Annotated in this window: 20 protein-coding genes; 10 read left to right on the forward strand and 10 right to left on the reverse strand. The window is 45.9% G+C overall.

Features of this window, described 5'->3' with window-relative positions; translation table 11 throughout:
* Positions 1-80: 80 nt before the first annotated feature.
* Positions 81-2,228, reverse strand: coding sequence for a ribonuclease R (gene rnr / locus Q1W14_RS17595; RefSeq protein WP_300703747.1), 2,148 nt, complete (start codon positions 2,226-2,228; stop codon positions 81-83).
* A 228-nt stretch (positions 2,229-2,456) separates the two neighbouring features.
* Here rnr and Q1W14_RS17600 point away from each other — a divergent pair, with 228 nt between their 5' ends.
* From Q1W14_RS17600 to Q1W14_RS17610, 3 genes are read left to right on the forward strand one after another with little or no spacing between them, the layout of a single operon-like run.
* The gene (locus Q1W14_RS17600; protein WP_300703749.1) at positions 2,457-3,392 is read left to right on the forward strand and encodes a cation diffusion facilitator family transporter; all 936 of its coding nucleotides are present in this window, start codon (positions 2,457-2,459) and stop codon (positions 3,390-3,392) included.
* A 40-nt stretch (positions 3,393-3,432) separates the two neighbouring features.
* Positions 3,433-4,440: an NAD(P)-dependent oxidoreductase gene (locus tag Q1W14_RS17605; RefSeq protein WP_300703751.1), complete on the forward strand. Its 1,008-nt coding sequence runs from the start codon at positions 3,433-3,435 to the stop codon at positions 4,438-4,440.
* Positions 4,431-5,396: a phosphatase PAP2 family protein gene (locus Q1W14_RS17610; protein WP_300703754.1), complete on the forward strand. Its 966-nt coding sequence runs from the start codon at positions 4,431-4,433 to the stop codon at positions 5,394-5,396. Before Q1W14_RS17605 ends, Q1W14_RS17610 begins: the two co-directional genes overlap by 10 nt.
* 17 nt (positions 5,397-5,413) lie before the next feature.
* Here Q1W14_RS17610 and dusB read toward each other — a convergent pair whose 3' ends face one another.
* Complete coding sequence (dusB, locus tag Q1W14_RS17615; protein ID WP_300703756.1) at positions 5,414-6,394, reverse strand: tRNA dihydrouridine synthase DusB; 981 nt, start codon at positions 6,392-6,394, stop codon at positions 5,414-5,416.
* 91 nt (positions 6,395-6,485) lie between these two features.
* On the opposite strand from dusB, the gene Q1W14_RS17620 reads away from it, so the two are divergent.
* The 3 genes from Q1W14_RS17620 to dprA are packed head-to-tail and all read left to right on the forward strand — an operon-like array spanning position 6,486 to position 9,350.
* Entirely contained in the window at positions 6,486-7,775 is a 1,290-nt protein-coding gene (locus Q1W14_RS17620; protein WP_300703757.1) for a peptidase U32 family protein, read from the forward strand.
* A 30-nt stretch (positions 7,776-7,805) separates the two neighbouring features.
* Complete coding sequence (locus Q1W14_RS17625; RefSeq protein ID WP_300703759.1) at positions 7,806-8,207, forward strand: thioesterase family protein; 402 nt, start codon at positions 7,806-7,808, stop codon at positions 8,205-8,207.
* Positions 8,208-8,231: 24 nt separating this feature from the next.
* The gene (gene dprA / locus Q1W14_RS17630) at positions 8,232-9,350 is read left to right on the forward strand and encodes a DNA-processing protein DprA (protein ID WP_300703761.1); all 1,119 of its coding nucleotides are present in this window, start codon (positions 8,232-8,234) and stop codon (positions 9,348-9,350) included.
* 99 nt (positions 9,351-9,449) lie between these two features.
* Here the strand turns inward: dprA and Q1W14_RS17635 are convergent, their stop codons facing one another.
* The 8 genes from Q1W14_RS17635 to Q1W14_RS17670 all read right to left on the reverse strand — a co-directional run bounded on the left by Q1W14_RS17635 (position 9,450) and on the right by Q1W14_RS17670 (position 22,024).
* Positions 9,450-11,483: a glycoside hydrolase family 97 protein gene (locus Q1W14_RS17635; protein ID WP_300703763.1), complete on the reverse strand. Its 2,034-nt coding sequence runs from the start codon at positions 11,481-11,483 to the stop codon at positions 9,450-9,452.
* 51 nt (positions 11,484-11,534) lie between these two features.
* Positions 11,535-12,782: a glycoside hydrolase family 71/99-like protein gene (locus Q1W14_RS17640; protein WP_300703766.1), complete on the reverse strand. Its 1,248-nt coding sequence runs from the start codon at positions 12,780-12,782 to the stop codon at positions 11,535-11,537.
* Between the two features lie 294 nt (positions 12,783-13,076).
* Positions 13,077-14,597 (reverse strand): RagB/SusD family nutrient uptake outer membrane protein, encoded by a 1,521-nt coding sequence (locus tag Q1W14_RS17645; RefSeq protein WP_300703768.1) that lies wholly within the window; start codon positions 14,595-14,597, stop codon positions 13,077-13,079.
* A 27-nt stretch (positions 14,598-14,624) separates the two neighbouring features.
* Entirely contained in the window at positions 14,625-17,570 is a 2,946-nt protein-coding gene (locus tag Q1W14_RS17650; protein WP_300703770.1) for a TonB-dependent receptor, read from the reverse strand.
* Positions 17,571-17,583: 13 nt separating this feature from the next.
* Positions 17,584-18,726: a hypothetical protein gene (locus tag Q1W14_RS17655; protein WP_300703772.1), complete on the reverse strand. Its 1,143-nt coding sequence runs from the start codon at positions 18,724-18,726 to the stop codon at positions 17,584-17,586.
* 12 nt (positions 18,727-18,738) lie between these two features.
* A complete protein-coding gene (locus Q1W14_RS17660) occupies positions 18,739-19,266 on the reverse strand; it encodes a DUF5004 domain-containing protein (protein WP_300703774.1) in 528 nt (175 codons plus the stop codon).
* 260 nt (positions 19,267-19,526) lie between these two features.
* A complete protein-coding gene (locus Q1W14_RS17665) occupies positions 19,527-21,140 on the reverse strand; it encodes a DUF6377 domain-containing protein (RefSeq protein WP_300703775.1) in 1,614 nt (537 codons plus the stop codon).
* Positions 21,141-21,214: 74 nt separating this feature from the next.
* On the reverse strand, positions 21,215-22,024 hold the full coding sequence (locus Q1W14_RS17670) for a glycerophosphodiester phosphodiesterase family protein (protein WP_300703777.1): 810 nt from the start codon (positions 22,022-22,024) through the stop codon (positions 21,215-21,217).
* Between the two features lie 570 nt (positions 22,025-22,594).
* Here Q1W14_RS17670 and Q1W14_RS17675 point away from each other — a divergent pair.
* The 4 genes from Q1W14_RS17675 to Q1W14_RS17690 all read left to right on the forward strand — a co-directional run bounded on the left by Q1W14_RS17675 (position 22,595) and on the right by Q1W14_RS17690 (position 26,497).
* Positions 22,595-23,518, forward strand: coding sequence for a DUF3575 domain-containing protein (locus Q1W14_RS17675; protein ID WP_300703779.1), 924 nt, complete (start codon positions 22,595-22,597; stop codon positions 23,516-23,518).
* Entirely contained in the window at positions 23,494-24,501 is a 1,008-nt protein-coding gene (locus tag Q1W14_RS17680; RefSeq protein ID WP_300703782.1) for a DUF5119 domain-containing protein, read from the forward strand. Before Q1W14_RS17675 ends, Q1W14_RS17680 begins: the two co-directional genes overlap by 25 nt.
* 46 nt (positions 24,502-24,547) lie before the next feature.
* Positions 24,548-25,516 carry a fimbrillin family protein gene (locus Q1W14_RS17685; protein WP_300703785.1) on the forward strand — a complete coding sequence of 323 codons (969 nt, stop codon included), beginning with the start codon at positions 24,548-24,550 and terminating at the stop codon, positions 25,514-25,516.
* A 132-nt stretch (positions 25,517-25,648) separates the two neighbouring features.
* Positions 25,649-26,497: a helix-turn-helix transcriptional regulator gene (locus Q1W14_RS17690; protein ID WP_300703787.1), complete on the forward strand. Its 849-nt coding sequence runs from the start codon at positions 25,649-25,651 to the stop codon at positions 26,495-26,497.
* Positions 26,498-26,807 lie beyond the last annotated feature (310 nt).

Below are 26,807 nucleotides of genomic sequence, written 5' to 3' on the forward strand. Positions count from 1 at the left end.
TTGAGATAATCAGTAACTACTTAGTAGATCAATTACTGATTATCTCAAGATTGCTAAATATAGTATATGCTTGCCAGGACTTATTCTTCGAGTGCAAAATCCAACTGTTTCTTCTCCAGATTGGCGCGTGCCACCTTAATAGTTATCGCGTCTCCCAAACTGTATATCCGGTTTTTGCGGCGTCCGCGCAAGCAATAATTCTTCTCGTCGAATTCGTAGTAATCATCGTCAAGGTCACGAACGGGGATCATACCTTCGCACTTGTTTTCGTTCAGCTCTACATACAAGCCCCATTCGGTTACGCCGGAGATAACACCATCGTAAGTCTGCCCCAGACGTTCAGTCATAAACTCTACCTGCTTGTACTTTATGGAAGCACGTTCGGCATTGGCAGCTATCTGCTCCATCGAACTGCTGTGCTCGCAAAGCGCTTCGTACTTCTGTTCGGACACGCTACGACCACCCAGGTCGATGTATTTGGTGAGCAGACGGTGCACCATCATATCCGGATAGCGGCGGATGGGCGAAGTGAAGTGCGTATAATAATCGAATGCCAAGCCGTAGTGTCCTACGTTGTGCACCGAGTAGCGTGCTTTCTGCATGGCACGGATGGAGACGGTTTCTATCAGATTCTCCTCCTTCTTGCCTTGAATGTCATCCAGCAGGTGATTGATGGATTTGGATATATCGGTCTTCGTTCCGCTGGTGCGCAGTTTGTAGCCGAAGCGGGCGATGAACTGTGCCAGGTTGTCCAGCTTCTCCGGATCGGGAAGGTCGTGGATACGGTAAGGCAATACCTTCGCCTTCTTGTTCTTGGGCACACGACCTATCTTCTCGGCAACGGTGCGATTGGCAAGTAGCATGAACTCTTCGATCAGCTTGTTGGCATCCTTCGATTCTTTGAAGTAGACGCTGATAGGTTTGCCTTTCTCGTCTATCTCGAACTTCACTTCGTAGCGGTCGAAGTTGATGGCACCGGCGGTGAAACGCTTCTCGCGCAGAATTTTGGCTAGCTTGTCCAGTTCGAGGATTTCCTCTTTATAGTCGCCTTTGCCGGTTTCGATGACTTGTTGAGCCTCTTCGTAAGTGAAGCGGCGGTCGCTCTTGATGACGGTATGCACTACACGCGAGTCTTTTACATCTCCCTTTTCGGTGATGTCGAAGACAACAGAGTAGGCAAGCTTCTCTTCGTCGGGGCGGAGGGAGCAGATGAAGTTACACAACCGTTCGGGCAGCATCGGGATGGTGCGGTCTACCAGATAAACGGAAGTGGCGCGCTTCTCGGCTTCCTTGTCGATGATGCCGCCTTCGAGCACGTAGTGGGTGACGTCCGCAATGTGTACGCCTACCTCCCAAAGTCCGTCTTTGAGGTGGCGGATGGAGAGGGCGTCGTCAAAGTCCTTGGCATCTTTGGGGTCGATGGTGAAGGTGGTTACACCCCGGAAGTCCTCACGCTTGGCAATCTCTTCTTCGGAGATCTCGGCGGGTATCTTGTCGGCAGCCTTTTCTACGGCAGAAGGATATACATACGGCAGCCCGAATTCGGCAAGGATGGCGTGCATCTCGGTGGTGTTATCACCTGCTTTGCCTAGGATGTCAATCACTTGTCCGATGGGGTTCTTGGCTTTGTCGGGCCACTCTACTACTTTTACAATGGCTTTGTCGCCGGTCTTGCCACCTTTCAACTTCTCTTTGGGGATGAAGATGTCGTTGGCAAGCGTGCGGTTTTCCGTCACCAGGAAGGCGTATGAGTTAGCTACTTCCAGTGTGCCTACAAACGTATCGTTGGCACGTTCCAATATCTCGATGACTTCTCCTTCGGCTTCGCGTCCGCGACGTTTGGCGTAGAAGGCGATGCGCACCTTGTCATTGTTCATGGCATGTGCCGAGTTGCGTTCGGCAACGAAGATGGGGTCGCCACCACCTTCGGGTATGAAAGAGTTCTTTCCATTGCTTTTGCGCTGGAAGATGCCGGTCATTTCAACCCCATGATTATTCAGTTTATATTTATGCTTATCTACTTCGGTGATATAGTCGTCGTCAGATAATTCGGACAAGATGTCCATACACAACATTTTCAGAGGATGTGTTGTAAGGTGGAGCTGTTCAAAGATGTATTTCAGGGACAGTACTTCATTTTGCTTTGCATGGAAAAACTCCAGCACGATTTTGACAAGTTCTTTCTTCTTCATTCGCTTGCCGGCTTTCTTTTCTTTATTCTTAGCCATAACATTTTATATTTAGATCAATGCAAAGTAAACAAATAAATGCATTTACTCGTTCAATCTTTCCCTAAAATCTTGTTATACTGCTAAAATAATAGTAGAACAACCGCTCGTAATCGATTTATGTACTATATTTGCGCAGCAAAGATGAGCTGCGCCAAGGTAAAAACAAGCTTGCTTGTTTTTACTCTCGGTTTGCATTATCTTTGCAACGACTAAGCAAATGAGCAAATGGAAAAACAAAACAAGAATCCGGAAGACGTTGCACGGGAAAAAGGTATTTATAAGGTGACAATAGTAGGAAGTTTGGTCAACTTTCTGTTGGTTATCTTTAAGTTCTTCGCAGGAATCATGGGACACAGTGCGGCTATGCTTGCCGATGCAGTTCATTCTCTTTCCGATTTTATAACAGATATTATTGTCATTGCTTTTGTCCGTATCTCTTCGAAACCCGAAGATGAAGGGCATGACTATGGGCATGGTAAATATGAAACGTTGGCAACTGCCATCATTGGTATAATCTTGTTGTTTGTTGGTTTCGGCATCTTTTGGAATGGGGCTACGTCCATTTATCATTTCCTGAATGGCGCTTCTCTGCCCGAACCGGGAATGTTTGCGTTTATTGCAGCATTGATATCCATTGTTTCAAAAGAAATTCTTTATCAATATACTATATACGAGGGGAAGAAACTAAACTCCCAAGCAGTCTTGGCCAATGCATGGCATCACCGGAGCGATGCTCTTTCGTCCATTGGAACCGCTATCGGTATTGGCGGAGCCATTCTTCTGGGCAGTCATTGGCGGGTATTAGACCCGGTAGCAGCAGTAATCGTCAGCTTCTTCATTATGAAAGTGGCTGTTCAGTTGCTGATACCTTGTGTCGAAGAATTGCTGGAGAAATCTTTACCTGCCGAAGTAGAGAAAAAAATAGAGGAAACCATTCTCTCGTTTCCCGGAGTGAGTTCGCCGCATCATCTTCGTACACGCCGTATTGGTAATTATTATGCTATCGAAGTACATGTGCGCATGAATGGTAAAATTCTATTGGAAGAAGCTCATCGTACGGCAACAGCTATTGAGAACAAGTTGAGGGAGCAATTTGGCAGGGGTACTCACATCGGTATCCACGTAGAGCCGATAAAGGAAGAAGACAGGGGAGAGTTATAAGTGATTTGTTTATTATAACGCTAAATGATATATTAAATTCATGGAATCGGTTCTAATTACAGGTGCAAGCGGATTTATCGGGAGTTTCATCGTTGAAGAGGCGTTGAGGCGTAAGTTTGGTGTATGGGCAGGCGTTCGCTCCTCCAGTAGTCGTGAATACTTGCAGAACCGTAAGATACATATCCTGGAACTGGACTTTGCACATCCCAACGAACTCCGGGCGCAATTATCCGGACACAAGGGTACATATAATAAGTTCGATTACATTATTCACTGTGCCGGCGTTACGAAATGCGTCGATAAGAACGATTTCGACCGGGTGAACTTCCTGCAAACCAAATACTTTGTAGATACGCTGAGAGAACTGAATATGATTCCGAAGCAGTTTATCTTTATCAGTACTTTGAGCGTATACGGTCCTGCCCGTGAGAAAAATTTCACACCGATAGCAGAAGATGATAGTCCCGTGCCCAATACGGCATATGGCTTCAGTAAACTGAAAACCGAACTTTATTTGCAGAGTATACCGGGCTTTCCGTACGTCGTTTATCGCCCTACCGGTGTTTACGGTCCACGTGAGAAAGATTATTTCCTAATGGCGAAGTCCATTCAGCAACATACCGATTTTGCGGTGGGTTTTCGTCGGCAAGACCTGACTTTTGTCTATGTCAAAGATATAGTGCAGGCAGTATTCCTGGGAATCGACAAACAAGTGTGCCGCCGTTCTTACTTTTTGGCGGACGGCGGGGTATACCAAAGTCGTACTTTTTCCGATTTAATAAGGAAAGAATTGGGTAATCCGTTTGTTATTCGCTTCAGATGTCCGTTAATTGTTCTGAAAGTAGTATCTTTGCTCGCTGAATTTTGGGCGAAGCGTCAGCATACGACCAGTACGCTCAATTCGGATAAATATAGAATAATGAAACAACGCAACTGGCAGTGCGACATTACTCCGGCAGTCGAGGAACTGGGTTACAGTCCTGAATACGATTTAGAGCGGGGAGTAAAAGAAACAATTGCTTGGTATAAAGAACAAGGATGGCTTTAGATTTATTTAAAAGGGTGGAAACCCGTAAAGGGCTTTTTGCAGTCGAGAAGATCACGTTGATATATAATCTATTGACATCTATTCTCATTCTATTTCTTTATCAGGAAATGGATCATCCGGGGCAGATGCTCTTAGACCGTGCTATGATTGCAGGAATGACGTTCCTGTTGATGTATCTGTATCGTTTGGCGCCCTGTAAATTCTCCGCGTTTATACGTATCGCTATTCAGATGTCCCTGCTCTCCTATTGGTATCCAGATACTTTTGAGTTCAACCGGGTATTCCCTAATCTCGACCACGTGTTTGCTTCGGCCGAGCAATGGATTTTCGGAGGTCAGCCGGCTGTATGGTTTTGTGCCAAGTTCCCCGAGATGTGGGTGAGCGAGCCGCTTAATATGGGTTACTTTGCCTATTATCCAATGATACTGGTGGTAGTGGTGTGGTACTTTATTTATCGCTACGACCTTTTCGAAAAGGTGTCGTTTGTTGTGGTTACTGCTTTCTTTATCTATTATCTCATCTATATATTCGTGCCTGTTGCCGGTCCGCAGTTCTATTTCCCTGCTATTGGCGATGACAATGTGACACAAGGTATCTTCCCTTCTATCGGCGATTATTTTCACCACCATCAGGAACTATTGCCCGGACCGGGCTATGACCATGGTTTCTTCTATAACCTGGTAGAAGGCTCCCAGCAAGTGGGCGAACGTCCTACGGCGGCTTTCCCCAGTTCGCACGTGGGGATGTCCACTGTCCTGATGATTATGGCGTGGCGTGGAAGTAAGCGTTTATTTACCTGCCTGCTGCCTTTTTATTTGTTGCTGTGTGGAGCTACAGTCTATATTCAGGCGCATTATCTGATAGACTCTATCGTAGGCTTCATCTCTGCTTTCGCCATTTATATAGTGGCCACGTGGATGTTCAAGCGATGGTTTGCGCAGCCGATGTTCAAATGAGATTATAGCAGCTTTCGTTAAGGGAGCAACGGGGCGATACTGTCGAAGATATCGTATAACTCTTCTTTTGTCTCTGCTCGTAGCATGGCTATTCTTGTATCCCTGAAATTGGGTATTCCCTTGAATAGCGGACTGGCAGCAAGGTGGCGGCGTACGTGCAGGATGCCCCGGCGTTCGTCCAGCAACTTGACACTGTCGTCTACTTCTTGGCGGAGTACGTTCAGTCTCCATTCAGAGCTGAGAGGGGACAATTCTTCGCCTGTCTCCAGATAATGCTTCACTTCCTTGAATATCCACGGGCGACCGAAGCTGGCACGACCTATCATGATGGCATCTACACCATAAAGATCGAAGCACTCTTTGGCGCGTTGGGGCGTGGTGATGTCTCCGTTGCCGATGATGGGGATGTGCATACGGGGATTGTTCTTCACTTCGCCTATCAGTGTCCAGTCCGCTTCGCCGGTGTACATCTGCGCACGGGTACGGCCGTGAATGGTGAGGGCGGCGATACCACAATCCTGTAACTGCTCGGCAAGCTCTACGATAATCTTGCTGTTGGCATCCCAGCCCAGGCGGGTCTTTACGGTGACGGGTATCTTTACGGCATCTACTACGGCACGGGTGATTTCGAGCATCTTGGGGATATTTTGTAGCATGCCTGCACCTGCACCTTTTCCAGCTACACGTTTTACGGGGCAGCCGAAGTTGATGTCCAGTATATCCGGACGAGCTTCTTCTACAATTCGTGCGGCTTCCACCATCGTATCTGTGTCTTTGCCGTATATCTGTATAGCCACAGGACGCTCCTCGTCGCTGATGTTCAGCTTCTGCTCGGTCTTGCTGACGGAGCGGATGAGTGCATCGGCAGATACGAATTCAGTATATACCATGTCTGCTCCGAACCGTTTGCACATGAGGCGGAAGGCAGGGTCGGTGACGTCTTCCATGGGGGCGAGGAGGATGGGGTATTTGCTTAGTTCTATATGGCTTATTTTCATGTATAAAATGTTACTAAATGATTATTCCGCTACAAAAGTACGGAAAAAAGCCTACCTTTGCCCTAAATCAAATTAGCTTTCTACATATCTTATGGGTTTTAATATAAATGATTTCGAAATTATGGCGCCTGTTGGCTCGCGTGAATCGCTTGCCGCAGCTATTCAGGCAGGAGCAGACTCCATCTACTTTGGTATTGAGAACCTGAACATGCGTGCCCGTTCTGCTAATACGTTCACTATCGACGATTTGTGTGAGATAGCACAGACCTGTGACGAGCATGGAATGAAGAGTTATCTTACGGTAAATACTATTATCTACGACAACGATATTCCCCTGATGCACACTATTGTAGATGCAGCCAAGGCGGCGGGCATCTCGGCAGTTATTGCGGCAGATGTGGCAGTGATGAGCTATGCACGCCAGATAGGGCAGGAGGTACATCTCTCCACACAGCTCAATATCTCGAATGTAGAGGCCCTACGCTTCTATGCACAGTTTGCCGATGTGGTGGTACTGGCACGTGAACTGAACCTGGAGCAGGTCGCGGAAATCTACCGGTATATTTGCGAAGAGAATATCTGCGGACCGAGTGGAGAGCAACTGCGCATTGAAATGTTTTGTCACGGAGCGCTTTGCATGGCGGTATCCGGCAAGTGCTACCTCTCGCTTCACGAGATGAATTATTCTGCTAATCGTGGTGCTTGCATGCAAGTGTGCCGTCGTTCCTATACGGTACGCGATAAAGAGACCGACGTAGAACTGGAAGTGGATAATCAATACATCATGTCTCCTAAAGACTTGAAGACCATCCACTTTATGAACAAGATGCTCGATGCCGGTGTGCGTGTCTTCAAGATAGAAGGACGTGCTCGTGGTCCTGAGTATGTGCGCACTGTAGTGGAATGTTACAAAGAAGCTATCCGCGCCTATTTGGACGGTACATTCACCGACGAGAAGATTGCCATTTGGGACGAACGCTTGATGACTGTCTTCAATCGTGGTTTCTGGGATGGCTATTACCTGGGTCAACGATTAGGAGAATGGACTAAGAATTACGGTTCTGCTGCTACAGAACGTAAGATATATGTGGGTAAGGGCATCAGATACTTCTCCAATATCGGCGTAGCGGAGTTCTTGGTAGAAGCTGCCGAAGTCAACGTGGGTGATAAATTGTTGATAACAGGTCCTACCACCGGTGCGGAATTCCTCACGTTGGATGAGGCCCGTGTGGACTTGAATGTTGTGCAGACCGTAAAGAAAGGTCAGCACTTCTCCATGAAATCGCCTAAAATACGTCCAAGCGACAAACTCTACAAATTGGTTTCCGTAGAAGAACTGAAGAAGTTCAAGGGGCTGGATGTAGAGAAGCAACGAGGATGAGAAATAGTATTAATCATTAACTCATCACTAATGGAGTACATTTACGAACTTACAATGAAGGTGCGCGACTATGAATGCGACCTGCAAGGTATTGTCAATAACGCTAATTATCAGCATTATCTGGAGCATACGAGGCATGAGTTCCTTGCTTCTACGGGTGTCAGCTTTGCTAAGTTGCATGAAGAAGGGGTAGACCCGGTTGTGGCGCGTATCAATATGGCATTCAAGACACCATTGAAGAGTGGAGATGAGTTTGTTTCTAAGCTGTATATGAAGAAGGAAGGCATAAAGTATGTCTTTTATCAGGATATATTCCGCAAGAGCGACGGTAAGGTTTCTCTGAAAGGAGTGGTGGAAACTGTTTGTTTAGTGAACGGGCGTTTGTCGGATAGTGAGTTGTTCGATAAGCTATTTGCTCCTTATCTGGAATAATAACGATGTAAAAACACTCTGCTAATGAATAGCGATGAACATGTTTGCAGTATAGCTCTCACGCTTTGCCCCGGTATAGGACATATCGGGGCAAAGCGTTTAATAGAGGGTATGGGTAGTGCCGTCGAGGTGTTCCGCCGGCGTACAGAACTGATTGAAATTCTTCCGGGAATCTCTCCTACTGTAGCTGCTTCTCTTGATTGTCCTGCCGCCTTTCTCCGTGCCGAAAAAGAGATGGAGTTTGTCGAGAAAAACCGAATCTCTTGTCTGACGTTGAAAGATACGGACTATCCTTCCCGCCTGAGGGAATGCGAGGATGCTCCGCTTGTCTTGTTTTTCAAAGGAAACACTGATTTCAACCGGCTGCGAGTGATAAATATGGTAGGTACGCGCCGTGCTACCGATTATGGAAAGCAGTTCTGTGCTGACTTCCTGCACGATATGGCTGCGCTCTGCCCGGATATATTGGTCGTTAGTGGACTGGCATATGGCATTGATATTCATGCACACCGTGCTGCTTTGGCCCATCAGCTTTCTACCGTTGCAGTGCTGGCGCATGGCTTGGACCGGATTTACCCCTACGTACATCGCAAAACAGCCGTCGACATGTTGGAGAACGGCGGTCTGCTTACCGAATTTCTCACCGATACCAACCCCGACCGTTATAATTTCGTCAGTCGCAACCGCATTGTGGCAGGTATGTGCGATGCAACGATTGTTGTGGAGTCTGGGGATAAGGGTGGTTCACTCATTACGGCAGAATTGGCGGAGGGCTATCACCGGGATTGCTTCGCTGTTCCGGGACGTGTATCGGATGCTGCTTCTATCGGTTGTAACCAGTTGATACGCGATAGTAAAGCCGCACTTATCCAGTCTGCCGGGGACTTTGTACGTGCTATGGGCTGGATGCCTGCTGCGCAAGCGGAGAAACCAGAGGCTGTTCAGCGTGATCTTTTCCCGGAACTGACGGAAGAAGAGAGTAATGTAGTCCGTATCCTTTCCAGTCAAGGAGATCTGCATATCAATACTTTGGTAGTAGAAGCCAATCTTCCCGTAAACCGTATGACCACTTTACTTTTCGAATTGGAAATGAAAGGGGTGGTAAAAGCGTTGGTAGGCGGGGTTTATCGGTTATTGATGTAATAATACATAAGAAGTCCGGCACAGAGCAACAACTTATTGCTCTGTGCCGGACGTGTGAAAAGGAAACTTAAGAACTTATGAAAGGTATTGGGGCAGTGTCTACAGTTTCTCAATCCGTATCGCCGTACCTCCTCCCGGTGCTAATTGCAGCGTCAATATACTATTTGCCGTTACTTCCTGCTCGCTTATCTTTACAGGATACGGATTGGTTTTGTAATCCGCTCCTGCTCCATCTTCATAAACTGTAGCTTTGTAGCTCATCTCTTTATCCAGAAAATTGAGGGGAAGAGACAATGTGCGGGCTTCAGCATTGGTAATGCTGCCTACAAACCAATTCTCACTGTTGCGATCTTTGCGGGCAATGGTGACGTAATCACCTATTTTGGCATTAGGAACAACTGTTTCCGACCAAATCGTCGGGCAAGAGGTGATGAAAGAGAAAGCGGGTTGATTCTCGTAATTCTCTATCATATCTGCCGCCATCTGCAAGGGGCTGAAGAGCACGACGTACAACGCTAATTCTTTGGCGAGGGTAGTCTGCGGATGGGTATTCGGAAAAACAGAGTTCTTGAAATTGAATATGCCCGGTGTAAAGTCCATCGGTCCGGCAAGCCCACGGGTGAAAGGCAGGGTACAAGTGTGTGCAGGCGGGTTGCCACCGTCGGGGCTCCAGGCATTGTACTCTTGTCCGCGTACTCCTTCCTGCGTCATGAGGTTGGGATAGGTACGTTGCAGACCGCTGGGCATGGCGGGTTCATGGTTGTCGACCATGATGCCGTAGCGGGCGGCAGTCTCGATAACTTTGCGATAATGGCGTACACCGTATTGGCTGTGTTGAAGCTCCTTGTGGTCGAGCATGGGGTTGACGTAACCTGTTTTAACAGCATTGATGCCGAGAGAGCGATAGAGGGTATAAGCACTATCCAATTGCTGCTCATAGTTGGTAGCCGCACCACCGGTTTCATTGTGAGCGATGAGACGTACTCCTTTCTGACGGGCGTAGTCGGCGAGTTTCTTCAGGTCGTAGTCGGGATATGGACGGGTAAAGCTGAATTTATCACCCTCTTGTGTCCAGTCGCCGTCCCAGCCGTAGTTCCAACCTTCCACGAGTACACCACTGAATCCATGTTTGGCGGCAAAGTCGATGTAACGCATGGTGTTGGCGGTGGTTGCTCCGTGTTTAGGACCTTGTGCCCAAGTGTAGGCTTCCATGTGCATGCCCCACCAGATGCCGATGTAGCGTCCCGGTTCTATCCAGGAAGTATCTTCCAGCTTGCAAGACTCATTCAAGTTCAACATTAACCGCGAGAGGATGAGATCTCCGGGTTTCTTGGCTACAATAATCGTGCGCCAAGGCGTGGCGAAGGGGGCAGTGGCGAAAACCTTCTCACCGGTACTCCAAGGAGTGAGGGCGGCACGCAGGGTAACGCCGGCATCTTTTGTATCTTTTCCGGGTTTGGCCTTTTGAGTCAGATTCAGACTGGCATAATCCGTCAGATTGGCTTCGTGTAGCACCATGTAGAGGCTATCATTTACTTCCAGAGTAACAGGAGTGGAGACCGTATCTTTCTGGCTCAAAGGTGAAGGAGTGTAGATAGCTTCATAGTATTTGGTACTATTAGTAGGGATAGACCAGGCACGGGCATCTTGCGGAAAGGCGTATTCGGTCTCTTCGTCCAAGATGACGAAATCCTTCAGATTCTCCTGCTCCGGAAAGAGGTAACGGAAGCCCAGTCCGTCGTCGAAGAGGCGGAAAACGATGCTGAGGCGACGCTTCAGTCCGTCCTGTTCTTCGAGATCGAGTGTCAGCTCATTGTAGTGGTTTCGTATTTCTATCTCTTCGCCCCAAGGTTGTGCCCAGGTTTCATCGAAGGTGCTGTGGTGGACTTCTTTCAGCTTGAAGTTGTCGCTCAACGGTCCATTGTTGAGGGTGAAGCCGAGGTTGGAGGGGCTGATGAGAGTCTCTGTGCCTTGGTTCAGCGTGTAATAAGGTTTCCCGTCCTTTACTCCGGCTGTCAGGGTCAGCGCACCGTCGGGCGATTGCAAGGTCTCTATGTTCGTGGCAGAGCATGCCGCAAGCAGCAGACCGCAAAGGCAACCGCCGGTCAGTCGTTTTAGTTTATCTATATTCATACCTATTTGTTTTAACCCCATTCCCCTGAAGGGGGAGGAGGAGCGTTTTACTTATTTTAGTTCGTTCATTAATTCTTCTGCCTTGTCGGGCTGCAAAGCGATGAAATAGTAGTAAGCTTGTGTCAGATATTTGCCGGCATTGCCTTTGTCATCTGCGTATTGCAGCTTTAATGTGTACCAGCGATATATCTGTTTCAGAACGTGTTCGTTGTAAGAGGTTCCGGCAAACTGCTGCAACTTGGTCAGGTAACGGTATTCGTACTCCTTGGCAGGCTCGATGTTGGTACCTTCGCCAAAGTCATTCCAAGTGCTGATTTGCAGATATTCCAATCCGGCACTCCGGGCTGCGGATAGTTGGCGGTCGAAAAGAGCACCGTTCTCGTCGTTATAGGAGGTATAACCGTTCCCCCATCCACCTTCCTTGTAGTAGTCGTGAAAGCCGGGCATGGCACCACCTATACAGAGGTCGAAGCTGGCGGCCTTGTTGTAGTAAGAAGCGGGATCGGTATTTGCCCATAGGTATTCGCCGATGGAGTTCTTCTCGCTACTGCTATTGGCGAGGTGTGAATGGTCGTTCAGCACTACGAATGCAGGTTTGGTGGAGAGATTGCCGAAGATGCTGGTCCAGTCTTTGGGGGCTGTGATGGTTTGCGGGCCAAAGACGAGGAGTAGTGGCTTTCCGTCTGTTTTTGCATAGCTTGTTTTGTTGAAGAAGTTATTTTGCAGGTATTGCATGTCACGAATGACTTGCGCTACACGGGCATTGTTATCGGGTAGCTCTTTCACTGTCTGGTCTTCATAGACGATGGCGAATTGTAGTCCGGCACGGTCTATGGCCTTTACCAGTTCTTCGGTATTGCGGCGGTTGGGAGCGTAGTCATACTTGTCCTGCGTGCCGTACCAGTCTATCATTACGCCGTCTATTCCCGAATATTTCATCAGCAGGACGTGGTAGTTCAGTACTACGGCATCGCTAGAGGCGTAAGGGCCAATAAGCGGATAGTAGTGCGAGGCTATTTGTCGCTGACCGTTACCATCTTTTTGTTCGGGGTTACGGGTTGCCATGGTCCAGTGTTGCCCCCACTTCTTGTCGTTGGAGGTGGTGGGAGTCTCGAACCAGGGCATGTAGTGGGCGTATAGCTTCATGGAGTTACTTTTACTGACGGGAGCGGGATCGAGGGCACCGGGCAATTCCTTGCCACCTTCGCTTCCGCCGGAAGAATCATCGTTTCCACTGCCGCAGGCTGTGCCTTCCAGCAAGAGAGCAGCGAAGAGAAGAATGTATGTGAATCGTTTCATGATTAAGTTCTGTTATTATAGTTATGGGTACTTATCCGTACACCTGTTATGAGTGAGCAGGCCACACATTACGTCTGAGTAGGCTACACATTACGACCGAGCATCTATTACATGCCCATGTGATTTTCAAAAAGATCCGGGTCTTTTACTACAAAAGATCCCCATCTTTTACATGAAAACATCCGGATGTTTTTGGGTAAAAGACCCGGATGTTTTGGGTGTTTGATCGTAACCTTAGGTGGGCTCTCTCTTACTCTTTGGGGGCTTGAATCCCTATCATTGGGATGATGTAACCTAATATCCCGGGTTCTGTCCTAGGTTCGGGTTCTTGTCACGTTCTTCCTTGGGGATAGGATATAGACCTGTGCGTTTGTCTGCCGGGTCGTCTCCCTTTTCCCACCATGCTTTGAAGAAAGTGCCAAAACGGATATTTACTGTACGGCGCAAGCCTTCGAATACAAATTCGTGAAGCCATTCTTTGTCTAATGCTTCCTCGGTCAGTGTAGTCAATGCAGTCAAACCTGCACGGGTGCGAAGTTGGTTGATGTAAGGAAGACCGGTGTCGGGATAACCCAGGCGGAAGTTACACTCGGCTTGCATCAGCAAGATTTCGGCGTAACGCATCAGTACCCAGTCGTTGTCACGCTCCCAGGCGTCGTTGGGATTCCAGGCATACTTGTTGAGGCGGGCACCTTCGTTTTGCAGGGCATTGGTGTAGTTCACGATGGCTTCGGTGTAGTTCAGCGGTTCGCCATTGTCCATCAGTACGTCACTGCCGTCCTTGGCACTCTTCTGCTGACCGATGAGCAAGGATTGGCGCCGCATGTCGTTTTCTTCGAAAGAAGAGTAAACACCGGGTTGGGCGGAGATACCGTTGCCGCACCATTGATAGATGCCGTTCGGGTCGAAGGCTAGTTTCTGGTTGTAATGATAGGTCATAGATGCCAGATAGTTGCCTACCGTTCCTTGTTTGTGGTCGTAGGGAATGGCAAAGATAATCTCGGGAGATGTCTCGTTCTGTGTGGCGAAGTTGTCAAAGTAGGCGGTTAGCGTGTAGCCTGTCACCTTTCCGCAAGCGTCGAGGCAATCCTGCCAACGTGGGATACCGGTATAAACCTCAGCATTCAGATAGAGACGTGCCAATAGAGTATAACCTACGTTTTGTGTGAAGCGTCCGTATTGTACGCCTGTAGGCAGCTGTGGCAGAATCTCCGCCATCTCTTTCTCTACAAACTCAAATACTTTCAGGCGGGTTGTACTCGTGGGAAGTTCCGTATTGGCGAAGTCAGTAACGATAGGCACATTGCCGAACTTATCGAGTAGTTGCCAGTAATAGTAAGCACGCAGTCCCCGAAGTTCGGCGGTTACGTTGGCTTTGGCTTCGGCAGAAAGTTCGGAAGCTTCTACCTGATAGATGATAGCGTTGATCTTGGAGATACCTGTGAAGGAGTAGCGCCATGCGCTCAATACCATTGCATTATCGGTAGCCCAGGTATGGAATTGTACTTGTTGGTAACGTCCTCCGTCGTACCAATCGGTACCACGGGTGGGAATACACGCTTCGTCGGAGGCGCATTCGTCGAGGAAGAATACATATTCGCAGGTAGGATAGCAGTTGGCACCGTTTCCTTCGGGCGTATTGGCTCCGTAACCACGCAGGGTGGCGTATGCTCCCGAAACGATAGTCTGTATTTCGGCGGGTGTCTTTCCATAGTCGTCCATGGAGACTTTATCATATAGATTCTCACTCAAGTCTGTGCATGCGCCCAGTAGTAGCGATGAAGTGAGTAAAGCGGATATAAATATCTTATTCATAGTTTCTTAATTACAAATTACAAATTACTAAAAAGCAATGTTTACACCGAGAGAATACGTGCGTGGACGTGGATAGCTGTTGAACCAGTCTATACCCGGACCGTCGAGCACTTTATCAGGAATAGAGACTTCGGGGTCGATGCCGCTGTATCCGCTGAGGCAGAAGAGATTCTCACCAGTCAGATAGAAACGTACTTTCTGTAATCCTATCTTCTTTACGTTAGGAATGGTGTAGCCCAAGGTAACGGATTGCAAGCGGAAGAAGTCGCCCTTCTCAATGAAATAGCTGGAGAAGATTGGATCGTCTTTGATGCCACTGTTCAGGAAGTCATCGGGCACGTTCTGTGCGGGTAGGCGGGTAGCGTCGAACATAGCCATGCGGGTGGCGTTCAGTACTTTTTGTCCGAACATGCCATAACCGGCTACACTCAGGTCGAAATCTTTATAAGTCAGATTGATACCGACACCCAGATTGAATTTAGGCATGGCACTGCCCAGGTTCTCTTTCACCGGATTGCCTTCGGCGTCACGTTCGATGATGTACTTGCCGTCAGCGTCGATGCCGCTGCACTTCGGTCCGTAGAAGGTACCTGCGGGATAACCTTCTTTGATGATTTGTGAGTACTGTCCCGACATTCCACGCAGTCCGTGAAGTGAGCCGGATTGCAGACCTACTGCCTGATAAGTATCGTTAGAGAGTTTGGTAATCTCTTGCTTGTTGTAGGCAAGGCTAACGTTAGCGTCCAGTGTCCAGTCCTTTTGACGAAGGATGTTGGCGTTCAAAGTCAACTCAACACCTTGGTTTACAAGGTCTCCCACGTTGGCGAGCATGGTGCCTACCAAGTAAGGAGGTTGCGGAACGGGGTATGTCCAAAGCAGGTCGCTTGTCTTTTTGTGATAGTATTCAATGGTACCGTTGATGCGGTTCAGTATACTGAAATCCAAGCCGATATTCAGCTGTGCGGTTGATTCCCATTTCAAATCGGGATTCGTATTCTGAGCTTGTACGTAGCTTTTCTTCCAGGTATTGGTGGCGGCATCATAGTAGCTGGCTCCGTCGGCGCTCAGGATGGCGAGTGACTTATAAGGTTCTACACCATTCTGGTTACCGGTCACACCGTAGCCCGCACGTAGTTTCAGGTTATCCAACCAGGAAGAAGTGCCTTGCATAAAGGCTTCGTCACTGATGCGCCACGCCAGAGATACGGAAGGGAAGGTACCCCATTTGTGATTGTCGCCGAAGCGGCTGGAACCGTCGTGGCGTACGGTAGCTGTAAGCATGTACTTACCCAATAAGTTGTAGTTGACACGGCCGAAGAAGGAAATCAGTTTCGATTCGTTCTTATAAGAATAAACGTCTGTGGCACGGAAGTCGCTACCGGCAGCCAGATTATTATAGCCGAAAGCATCTGTATCAAAACCGCTACGGGTAGAGCCGAAACCTTCGGCTGTAGTCTTCAGGTAAGAGTAACCACCCATGACGTTCAGCTTGTGAATCTTGGCAAATTCTACATCATAGTTCAGGTAAGCTTCCAGTTGTTGGTTGGTATATTCGCCGTGGGTGCGTTGACCCCAACCCTTTTCGCTTTGTCCTTCCATCATGGCATAAGTCGGTTTGTAAAGACCTCCTTCGGTGGATTGATATTCGTATGAACCGTTGGCTACGCCTTTCAAACCTTTCAGTAGTTCCAGCTCCACTTTGCCGTAACCCAGGAAGCGGTGACGTTTCTGGTCGTTGGTACGGTTGGTATTCAACTCTACAGGGTTCTCGGTATTGGTGCCGCCGATTTGGGCGAAACTACCATCCGGATTATAAACAGGGAACGTAGGATTCATATTTGCCATACGCTCGAAGATACGGCTATCTATAGGATTCCATTTATCGAAATTGGCGTTGATGCCGGCGTCGATGCGAAGGCGTCCGTCCCATCCGGTCTGATAACCGGTGATACTACCTGCCAAACGGCTCATGTCGTTGAGTTTGATAACACCCTGGTTGTCCTGATAGGTGATGGAAGCACGGTAGCCACCGGCTTTCCGGGAGTTACTGATAGAGACGTTGTGCGAGTGCGAGATGGCTGTACGTTCCAACTCTTTTTGCCAGTCGGTGTCGTAACCATAATCGAGGGCGCTGCCTATATTGTTATCCCGTACATAGCCTCTCCACTGGTTGGCACTGAGGATGTCCATGTTCTTGGCTGTTTGTCCGATGGCTACGTAGCCATTATACTGGATGCTCTTTTGCTCTACATCGGTGGCAGCACGGCTGGTAGTCACGATGATAACACCATTGGCACCACGCGATCCGTAGATGGCTGCTGCCGAAGCATCTTTCAGTACATCGATAGATACGATTTCAGAAGGCTGTACGGAGTTCATATCCACTCCTGCGATGCCGTCCACTACAATGAGCGGGCCGTTGCTGGCAGAGAGGGACGTACCTCCGCGTAAACGAATGCTCGCTCCGGCTTCGGGGGCACCGGAACTTTGTACAACGGAGAGACCCGCTACCTTGCCTTGCAGCAATTGTTCGGCACTGGTGATGACTCCCTGTTTCATGTCTTTGGCACTGACGGAAGCGATGGAACCGGTAAGGTCGCTCTTGCGCATGGTACCGTAGCCTACACCTACAATAACGGTTTCTGCTAGGGTCACGGCGTCTTCCTGCATGGTAATGGTCAGATTCTTGCCTGCTGCTACTTTCTGTGTAAGGTAGCCGATATACGAGATTTCGAGTGTGCCTCCTTGCGGACAATTCAGGCTGAAATCACCATTCAGGCCGGTGATGGTTCCACCTTGGGTGCCTACTACTTTTACGTTGGCGCCAATCAGTGGTTCTTGGTTTCTATCCACTACCTTGCCGGTAGCTGTTATGTTTTGCGCCAATAGGTTTTGGCTTGTCCCCAGCATGATGAGTAGCATGAAGAGGGAACAAATGGTATGTATGGTTTTGTTTTTCATATCTTTTCCCATTTAGAAGATTTGATTATTCGTAAGTGATTTCCGACAATGGAACGAGTGGCAGGTCGGTATCGACTACTGCTACATTATTAGTGTTCGTTATCTTCAGGTGAATTTTGGTCAGGCTGGTCATTCCTGCCAGTTCCTTGGCCAGATTGATGATTGCTTCGCGCTTGTCACGGTTGCCGTCCAGGGTTCCTGTGATCGTCTTTTCACCGGCGGTGAGGGTGTATTTCAGGTCACCATCTGTTTTACCGTTATATTGGCGGGTCAGCGTCAGGATATCCAGTGAACTGAATTTTTGTGGGAAGAAAGAGAACTGCGGGTCCGGATAAGGCACTGCTGCTGCGGCTTTCAGTACGGCATCGGGGGTAGTTCCTGCCCAGTCAGGGTTATGAGTAGTGATAAGCCAGGCTATGTTTTCGGCTTCATAATCGCTTTCCACACCGTAATACTCCATCGGAATCATATCCATACGATAAATATCACCTTCTACATGGGTCAATTGGGTCTTTTTGATGGCTTCGGGTTTACTCATATCTGCTTGTACTTGTACGGTCCACATATCCAGTCCGCTATGCAAGTGCAGAGATTCCCAGGTAATGTCTTTCAGACCACCGGCTTTGCCTGCGAACGGAATCTTGCTGATATCCACCAGCAATGAGAAGGGATCTTTCATGCTGAACTTTTCGGGGAAAGGTTTGGAGCCTTCTCCACTGTCGACGAATGTTTTCCAGTCCAGGTGCGAGGTATTTATTTGGAATACATCGCTTTGCATCAGTCCGGTCTTGGTTTTCAGTCTTCCCCAGAAGATGTCATCGTTGGCGTTGATGTCTGATGCGGGTTTGCCGTAGTATTTCTCTGGTATCAGGGTAAATGTATAGATATTGTCGCCTTTATATGTCAGTTTGGCGAAGTCCGAAGAGTTGTCCCAGTTGCCTGCATCCGGTTCGCTTGGTGACCAAGTCCAGATGTAGAGATCTTCACCGGTTTTGAATTTCGTATCGGTCATATCGAAGTACCAGGTTACTTTGTCCGTGGCACGGTAAACTACCGGATAAGTCCATATCTTGTAGGGAGCACCACCTTCTATGGGGTCGGCAGCCCGTAGGCTTGTGGGCAGTAGTGTACAAATCAGTACGATGGCAAGAGATAGTATCTTTTTCATATTCAGTCCTCCTTACTTATTTACGGTAGCGGGTACCAGATTATAGATGTATGAAACGAAAGCTTGTCCTTTCTGCTTGCGGGTCAACTTGAACTCCAGTATACGGTTGGTGCCCGGAGTGGCAGTGACGGTCAGCACGGCTGCCTTTTGGCTTTTGTCGGCATCGCTGTAGAGAAATATACGGGCAGGCTTACCGTCGGAGTTAGTGAAAGGATGCTCCATTTCCCAGTTGCCGGATGCAGGCAGCAGGGCGGGGGCATTGCCCGTCACACTGAAAGTGGTGGGATTGTTATCGGCGTCGGCTTGAAGGTCGATGCTGAATGACATGAAATCGAGTTGTCCGCTCAAATCGATATTCTTTGCGGCAATTTCATCTACTTGTTTAATGGAATTGAGAACCCATTTACCGTTAATCTTTTCACTTAAGGTAATGGGAGTTACATAAGATCCGTCCTCGGTATTGTTACAGGCTGTGAAGCAAAGCCCCGCAACAAGCAACGAAAACAGTAGAAAAGCATGAATGGTTTTGAATGCTTTCATGGATTGTAATTTTAAGTAAATAAATCAGGTTAACTCACACAATGCATTGGCCGGTGCAAGACTTCTCTTTCAGTCGGCAATGCAAAACTATAGGTTTACTGGGGAGAAAAGAAAAAAACTATGGTTTGTATAACGTATATTTCGAATGTATTATAGCTAATTCATTTATTTACAGCGAGAAAACATTTCGCCTTTCTCTGATTTGTATAAGTGGAATATAAGCAGTAAAATCTGTTTCGGAGGGTTTCGATGTGATAAAACTACAGTGTCACGGCTGCTATTTCCATTATTTTTGCCTCGAACTGCTCGTTGGAAACGACGGATTTATTCTTTACCCGTGTCTTATAGGTATTGATTGTATGAACGGAGTAGTTCAAAAATTTGGCTATGCGCTCGCTTTCGCAGATACCCAGACGGATAAGGGCAAAGATGCGCATTTCGGGAGTGAGAGATGGGCTGTTTTCATTATGATTGTTCTCTCCTATGGGGAAAAGCTGATTGTAGGCAGTGATAAAACCGGGGAAAAGTTTCAGAAACGTCTCGTCGAAGGAGGCATACATATTGTCGCGTTCGTTGTTCAGGGTGGACTCTTTGAATGAAGTCCGCAAGTCTTCGTATTGGTGTGCGGCGATTTTCCGATTAATCATTTTGTACAGGCTTTCCATCTTACCAATGTATTCGGCATTCAGGTAGAAGGAGTAGCCTATATACTCGTCTTTGATTTTGTTGGCTTCGGATAGTTGCTCATTGGTTTGTTGCAATTCCCGGTTACGCTCTTCTATGGTCTGGCGTGCTTTACGTAACTTCTTCACCTGCTTGTAGATGATAAGGGTAGCACTGAGCAGCAGGGTGAAGAATAGTAGAAACAGGACGATTCCTCCTATGAGTATGTTGCGCTGCCTCTCTACGATGCCGAAACGATCTTGTTCAATAATAGGCAGAATGGAGCCGACCTCTATCTTGCGGTGCCGGGCGTTATAGAAGTTGGCATCTTCCAAAGCCAGCTGTATATAGTTGTTGGCACGGTTGATGTCTCCACGTTCATAGAGTAGGTTTGCCAGTACACACAGTGCAGTTGTTTCTTTGGTTGCCGAGCGTATATCGCCAATGGCTGCACGTATCAGGTAAATCATAGCTTGGTCTTTATCGACTTGCAACCAATATACCCATCCCAGACTGGATGCAATGATAGCTTCGGTATGCGGGTCGACATCTTTTCGTCGTAACAAAGTCTGGAAAGAGTAGATACAGTCTTCATATTGTCGTTCTTTCATTTGACGCTGTCCGGTGGCATACCACCATTTAAGCGATTTCTCAGGAACAAGGCTGAGCAGGGAATCTGTGTATTGACTTCCTTTCTTGATATATGTTTCTTGAAAAGGTGCTTCGTGATTGTAGTCGGCAATGTCGTAATAAAGTCGGCTATAGAGAGAGTAATAAGCTATCTTGTAACTGAGGGGGACATTAGTGACGTCTATCTTTTCTATTACATCGAATGCTTCTTTAAAAAGTCCTGAAGAAAGCAGGCAAAAGGCAATAGCACTGTTTGCTTCGACTACATAACCTTGATTTTGTAATTGTTGAGCCAGTTGCAGTGACTGGTGGGCATAAGTATAGGCTGAGTCATATTTATAGGATTTGTATTCTTCAAACAGGTGGATGCTGGCTTCATAGCGTTTTTCGTTAGAAACTGCTTTGCCAAGATGCTGACGCCATTTGTCGATCTTTGTTTCTTTTTCTTCTATATATTGGTTATTATTCTTCAGGTAAGTATCTAACTGAACAAGCATAGAATCTAGGGGTAAAGAAGCAGCATTACCTTTTGGGCATAGAAAAGCGAATACAAATATAAAGAAGAAGAGGTTTGTTTTCATGGTATGATGAGTAGGTTCTTTGCACTGTAGTTCTGCAAATTTAGAAGAATTAATTGAAATATCAACCTTCTTTCCTATTTTCCTATATTCGACTTTCCATATTTCATGATGAATTGTTCTGGTCTATCCGTTGCTATAGCGTCTACTCCCAAGTCTACTGTCCTCTGATTGTCTATTGTTTTGTCATCTAAACCCAAAACCAATGCCATTACTTGTAGGTTGTATTCGTGGCATTTATTAACGAACTCCGGGGTTAAGGAGTCGAGCCAGATAACGACAACATTGGGTTTTACTTCCTTTACTACTCTATCTAAATCCGCTTCGTCCTTTACATAAGCTTGCAAGGTTTTTACTTCGGGTGCCATTTTCCTGAAAGACTTGGTCATTTCTTCGTTATAGAAGGTAAAGTTGCAATTCTTTAGCATGCCTTCGGACTTAATCATAGTCAGTAACTTCTGAATATCGCCGTTGCGGTAATCAATGGTAAGTTTTAATCCGTTTTCTTTTGCTTTACGTAGCAAGTCGGCAAAACGCAAAACGCGCTGCCCGGTAAACTCAGGGCCAAACCAGGAACCTGCATCCAAGGTGTCAATGTCGGCGGACATCCAATCTCCAATATTTCCTGTCCCATTAGTGGTGCGGTCGAGTGTAGAGTCGTGCAAAAGGTAGAATACGCTGTCTTTGCTGATGCAGAGATCACATTCCATATAATCAACACCATATTTAATGCAAGAATCGGCTGAGGCCATAGTGTTTTCGGGAGCGATGGCGTTGGCTCCGCGGTGGCCGCTGGTCATAGGTATCTTATTGGGAGATGTAGGCTGCTTGGTGCATCCTGAGCAGAGTAGTATTGCGACGAGTAGTATATATAGTAATTTCCTCATTTTCTTTAACTTTACGGGGCAAAAAGGCTTTGTCTTTATATATTAGGTGTAAAAAGCCTGCCGAAGATAGGATTTTTCTGTCACTTTGCGAAATAATGAAGGGATTCTTTTTGTTGCAGATAGTAGTATATTTCTATATGTGATGTATAGGCATAAAAAAAGGAGTACCGCTGTACTCCAACCTTTGTTAACCTTAAATCTAATACTATGAAAAAAATCACATGACAAATGTAAACGTTCCGGTACTATCCTCCAAATTTGACCTTGTTTTCCATGTTCCTTTTATAATTCTTTCACGGTATTTCACTGTTTTCGTGCACGGGTTATCTTTTTGTGCTTAATATGCAACAAATGGTAGCGAAATGATAACTTGGGGTATTTACTCTTCAAAAGATAAGGAAAAGGGGTGAAAATGAGGAAATTTGTAAAAGGAGATATTGAGATGGAGGGCAAAAGTTGCAAATCTGTTTCAATCGTTTCACAGAACCTTTCATGCCATGAAAATAGTTATAATGAGGTGATTATATATAAATTATATCTTCTAATTTTGTTGACATACAACGCAAAGTTATGGATAAACGCACTATTATATACGTTCTCTGGTTACTCTTTTTTTGTATTTTACCAGGAAAGGTAGCAGGGCAGAATAGTTGGACGGAAATATATAATTGGGTGTTGGCAGATACACAAATACCGGATAAGGAAGAAGTCTTAATGTTGATTCAACATCATAATGGAAATCCTCAGAAATTGGAAAGGTTATTGCGTTATCTTAATGAAGGAAGGGCTTATACTTATTTATCAAAGTATTTGCTTCCGAGAATAGAAAGGAAAGAGAGAACAAAAGATACATTATCCATGGCAGAGTTAGTACTGCCAACAGCTACTTCGTTAATAAAAGGAGCGATACCGCAAGGACTGTTTGCTGTATCAGAAGAGAGAGGGGAAACAAAAGAAGAAAAGCCAGTATCGTTGCGTAAAACGGTGCTGGCTCTGAAAAACAACTTACTTTATGACTTAGCTTTGGCTCCGAATATAGAAGTAGAGTTGCCGATGGGGCAGCGTTGGTCTTTGAATGTTGAGTATAAGTGTCCTTGGTGGTCCAATGGCCGACATGGTTTTTGTTATCAACTTCTTTCGGGAGGTGTAGAAACGCGTTGTTGGTTGGGTAACCGCCGTGTACGTAGTAGATTGACCGGACATTTCTTGGGAGTATATGCCGAGGGAGGCGTATATGATTTCCAGTTGAAAGAAGAAAAAGGGTATCAGGGTAAGTATTATGTAGCCGCAGGTGTTACTTACGGTTATACGCATCCGATATCCCGTCATTTAGCGATAGAGTTTAGTTTGGGTGTTGGTTATTTAGATACAGAATACCGGAAATATACTACATACAAGAACGACCTGATTTGGACCAGCAGTGGTAAGTACCATTTTATAGGGCCTACAAAAGCTAAAGTTTCTTTGGTATGGCTCATAACAGCAAGGAGATAAAGAAAATGAAAAGCGTGCGTTGTATATTTCTGATGCTTTTCTCCGGACTGTTGCTGGTACTGGGGGGATGTGAATTCCGGGATATGTTGGACGATTACCCTGTTAGTGGAGTGCAGATTAAACTAAACTGGACAGGAGTAACGGACAAGTTGCCGGAGACAATGCGGGTGATTTTCTATCCGAAGGATGACGAAGGACGGAAAGTGGAGACCTATTTACCACCTGCGGGAGGTGAGGTGAAGGTGCCGCCGGGACATTATGCAGTAGTTATCTACAACTACAATACGGAGAGTGTTTTAATTCATGGAGACGAGAGCTATGAGACGATTGAGGCTTATACAGGAGGTTGCACAGGATTGGATACTAAAGGAGAAGATATGGTTTGGTCACCCGACCCGTTGTATGTAGTTGCTTTGAACGATGTAGATATTGAAAAGAGTGATGACGTATTTTTGATGGAATATAAGCCGGAAGCTGTTGTAAAACGGTTTTCGTTTGAAGTAAAAGTTGCAGGGCTATATAATGTGTCAAATATTATCTGCCATATAAGTGGAATGAATGGGACGTATAATTTGGGGGCACGTTGCTGTAAGTTGAGTGCTTCACCGATATATGTAGACACAAGTAAAGGTGATGGAGTGATAAAAGGTAGCTTCTCAGGATTTGTACTTCCAAAGAGTGCAACGACGAAAGCGGATATTTCAGTAACACTGACATTAAAATTGGTGAAACTCGATAATGTGGTACAAGAAGTAAAGGCGGATATAACGAAAGTAGTAAATCCTCCAACTCCTGATCCAGGTGATAATCCAGGTACAGGCCCTGGTGAAGAAGAAACGCCAAATATGGATGTGACTATAGATATTCCTCTTGAAGAAGATATAGTAGTAGACGATGTGATACCGGAACCAGGTAGCGGTGGGGGAATTGGTGGTGATGTTGGAGATTGGGGTGATGAAGATAATGTTGAATTACCAGTGTGAAATATAAATATAACAAACAAAATATTAACTTAAAAAACGAACGGTTATGAAGAAGATTTTATTAATGGCTTTGGCCGCAGCAGCAATGGTAGGTTGCTCACAGAATGAAGAGATTGATAATGCAGCACAAAAGGCGAAAATTACGTTTGGAACGGTAGTAAGTAATAGTACAAGAGCTACTGTTACAAGTATAGCTGGATTGCAAGGTACTGGTTTTACTGTATATGCTTATAATACTGGTGCTGATGAGGCTGGTGTAGCTAACTTGCCGGTAAGCCCGTTTATGGGTGATGTTAATGGATTAGCTGTTACTTATAATGAAGCTAAGTGGGGGTTCACAGGTACTTATTACTGGCCATCAACAGGCAATATTCAGTTTTATGCATATGCTACTGATGATGATGCTACAAATTATACAGCTACAGGCAAGTATCCCACTATAAATTATGCTGTTGCTGCAACTGTTGGAGCACAAAAAGATTTTGTTGTAGCAAAAGCAGAGAATGAAAAGAAATCGGACAATGCTGTTGATTTGACCTTTAAACATGCTTTGACTCAAATTAATTTTTCTGCAACAGGTGGCGATGCTAATCTATATTATAAAGTTACTGCAGTTTCAATAGGAGGAGCATATGGAGCAGGTACTTATAATTTCAAAGATGGAAGTTGGGAAACTATTACTACTGATGCCGTTAAGACTTATGCTTATTTGACTAATGGTGCTGTTTCTGTTAAAAAAACTGCAACTGTAGATTTGGTATCAGCAGATGGTCCTTTAATGTTAATACCACAAACTTTGGCAGATGGTAAGATTATGATTAGTTATAGTGTTTATACGGATGAGGCAATGACAAATGAGATAGCCTCTGTTACTGATAATCTTACTGAAGGGCTAACAACTGTCTGGGGAACTGGTAAAAAAGTACGTTATACCCTAACTTTAAATCTTAAGGGTGCTACTGTAAGCTTTGCACCTGGAATTAGTGGATGGGACGAACCTGAAATTGAAGGTTAATAAGACTTTATTCTCATAATTCATATTCCCCGAAAACTTCATTTTCTCGAAGTTTTCGGGGAATATTTGTTTATTAGAATATTTTCTATATTTTTGTAGGCAGCAAACAAACAAATAATACTCTGTCCTACTATGTCTGAATCGTCCGTTTGTGGAGTACCCGGCGGTGATTGTCTGAAGTGTCCTAAAGCTACGGACAATACTATCTTATATGCTTCTCATGCAAGAGGTTTCCATCTTCCTGTGCAAAGAAGTGAAGATAATATTATGATTTTTTTATTGAAGGGTGAGATACTTGTGAATAGTAAAGAGTATGCAGGTACTACAGTCTACGCTGGTAATTTCTTTCTTCAAGCTATTGGTTCTAAATATGAAATTCTTGCGATGACCGATGTCGAGTGTGTTTGTTATCGCTTTACCAAACTTGAAATGCTTTGTGAGGACCACTTTAATTATATAGCACGGGAAGTAACTCCCCCTCTTATTTATTCTCCCTTGAAGATTTGTCCTGAGCTCAACTTCTTTTTGCAATGCTCTAAAACCTATCTGTCTGAGACAAAGATATGCAAAGAACTACTTCAACTCAAGCAGAAGGAACTTGCATTCATTTTGGGTCGCTTCTATACAGAATATGAATTGGCTACGATAGTACATCCACTATCCAAATATACAAATAGCTTCGAATACTTTGTTCTTAAAAACTATCATAAAGTGAAGACTGTTGAAGAGTTCGCAAAGTTGGGAGGCTATACTGCTACCACATTCCGCCGTATTTTCACCTCTATATTCCATCAACCTGTCTACGAATGGATGCAGGAGCGTAGAAAAGAAGGTATTGTGGACGATCTTAGAAATGCGAAAGTTACCATTTCTGAAATCTGCTATAAATATGGATTTGAATCTTTGCCTCACTTCTCTAATTTTTGCAAGAAAAATTTCGGCAACTCTCCACGTGCGCTGCGTACAGGAAGTATAATATAGGAGTGCCCACTTTTCTTATTAATTCGAGTCAATAGTTGAATTTATTCCTTTCTTTCCCGTTATGAACAAGTTTCAACTACTGATTCGCATTATTAATGGGGTGCTGAATAAAATATCTGAGTTGGGAGATAATTGCAGAAATAGGAAGTATTCCTCTCCTCCCAAAAAGAAACTCCTCTACCAGTTTCCCGGCAGAGGAGTTTTAGTGATATTAATCAAATGTCGAAAGTACTGATTAGTCTTTCAGTTTCGCAATGATGAAATCGCGGTTCAAACGAGCGATGTTGCTGATAGAAATGTTCTTCGGACA

The organism is Bacteroides sp. (assembly GCF_030151085.1).
In the GTDB taxonomy this organism is placed as follows: domain Bacteria; phylum Bacteroidota; class Bacteroidia; order Bacteroidales; family Bacteroidaceae; genus Bacteroides.

Excerpts from the sequence above, each read along its gene's own strand:
- Q1W14_RS17640 (WP_300703766.1), bottom strand. The coding sequence starts at position 12,782 with ATGAAACGATTCACATACATTCTTCTCTTCGCTGCTCTCTTGCTGGAA.
- Q1W14_RS17635 (WP_300703763.1), bottom strand. The coding sequence starts at position 11,483 with ATGAATATAGATAAACTAAAACGACTGACCGGCGGTTGCCTTTGCGGT.
- Q1W14_RS17670 (WP_300703777.1), bottom strand. The coding sequence starts at position 22,024 with ATGAGGAAATTACTATATATACTACTCGTCGCAATACTACTCTGCTCA.
- Q1W14_RS17680 (WP_300703782.1), top strand. The coding sequence starts at position 23,494 with ATGGCTCATAACAGCAAGGAGATAAAGAAAATGAAAAGCGTGCGTTGT.
- Q1W14_RS17665 (WP_300703775.1), bottom strand. The coding sequence starts at position 21,140 with ATGAAAACAAACCTCTTCTTCTTTATATTTGTATTCGCTTTTCTATGC.
- Q1W14_RS17610 (WP_300703754.1), top strand. The coding sequence starts at position 4,431 with ATGGCTTTAGATTTATTTAAAAGGGTGGAAACCCGTAAAGGGCTTTTT.
- Q1W14_RS17645 (WP_300703768.1), bottom strand. The coding sequence starts at position 14,597 with ATGAATAAGATATTTATATCCGCTTTACTCACTTCATCGCTACTACTG.
- dusB (WP_300703756.1), bottom strand. The coding sequence starts at position 6,394 with ATGAAAATAAGCCATATAGAACTAAGCAAATACCCCATCCTCCTCGCC.
- rnr (WP_300703747.1), bottom strand. The coding sequence starts at position 2,228 with ATGGCTAAGAATAAAGAAAAGAAAGCCGGCAAGCGAATGAAGAAGAAA.
- dprA (WP_300703761.1), top strand. The coding sequence starts at position 8,232 with ATGAATAGCGATGAACATGTTTGCAGTATAGCTCTCACGCTTTGCCCC.
- Q1W14_RS17690 (WP_300703787.1), top strand. The coding sequence starts at position 25,649 with ATGTCTGAATCGTCCGTTTGTGGAGTACCCGGCGGTGATTGTCTGAAG.
- Q1W14_RS17685 (WP_300703785.1), top strand. The coding sequence starts at position 24,548 with ATGAAGAAGATTTTATTAATGGCTTTGGCCGCAGCAGCAATGGTAGGT.
- Q1W14_RS17605 (WP_300703751.1), top strand. The coding sequence starts at position 3,433 with ATGGAATCGGTTCTAATTACAGGTGCAAGCGGATTTATCGGGAGTTTC.
- Q1W14_RS17620 (WP_300703757.1), top strand. The coding sequence starts at position 6,486 with ATGGGTTTTAATATAAATGATTTCGAAATTATGGCGCCTGTTGGCTCG.
- Q1W14_RS17625 (WP_300703759.1), top strand. The coding sequence starts at position 7,806 with ATGGAGTACATTTACGAACTTACAATGAAGGTGCGCGACTATGAATGC.
- Q1W14_RS17600 (WP_300703749.1), top strand. The coding sequence starts at position 2,457 with ATGGAAAAACAAAACAAGAATCCGGAAGACGTTGCACGGGAAAAAGGT.
- Q1W14_RS17660 (WP_300703774.1), bottom strand. The coding sequence starts at position 19,266 with ATGAAAGCATTCAAAACCATTCATGCTTTTCTACTGTTTTCGTTGCTT.
- Q1W14_RS17675 (WP_300703779.1), top strand. The coding sequence starts at position 22,595 with ATGGATAAACGCACTATTATATACGTTCTCTGGTTACTCTTTTTTTGT.
- Q1W14_RS17650 (WP_300703770.1), bottom strand. The coding sequence starts at position 17,570 with ATGGGAAAAGATATGAAAAACAAAACCATACATACCATTTGTTCCCTC.
- Q1W14_RS17655 (WP_300703772.1), bottom strand. The coding sequence starts at position 18,726 with ATGAAAAAGATACTATCTCTTGCCATCGTACTGATTTGTACACTACTG.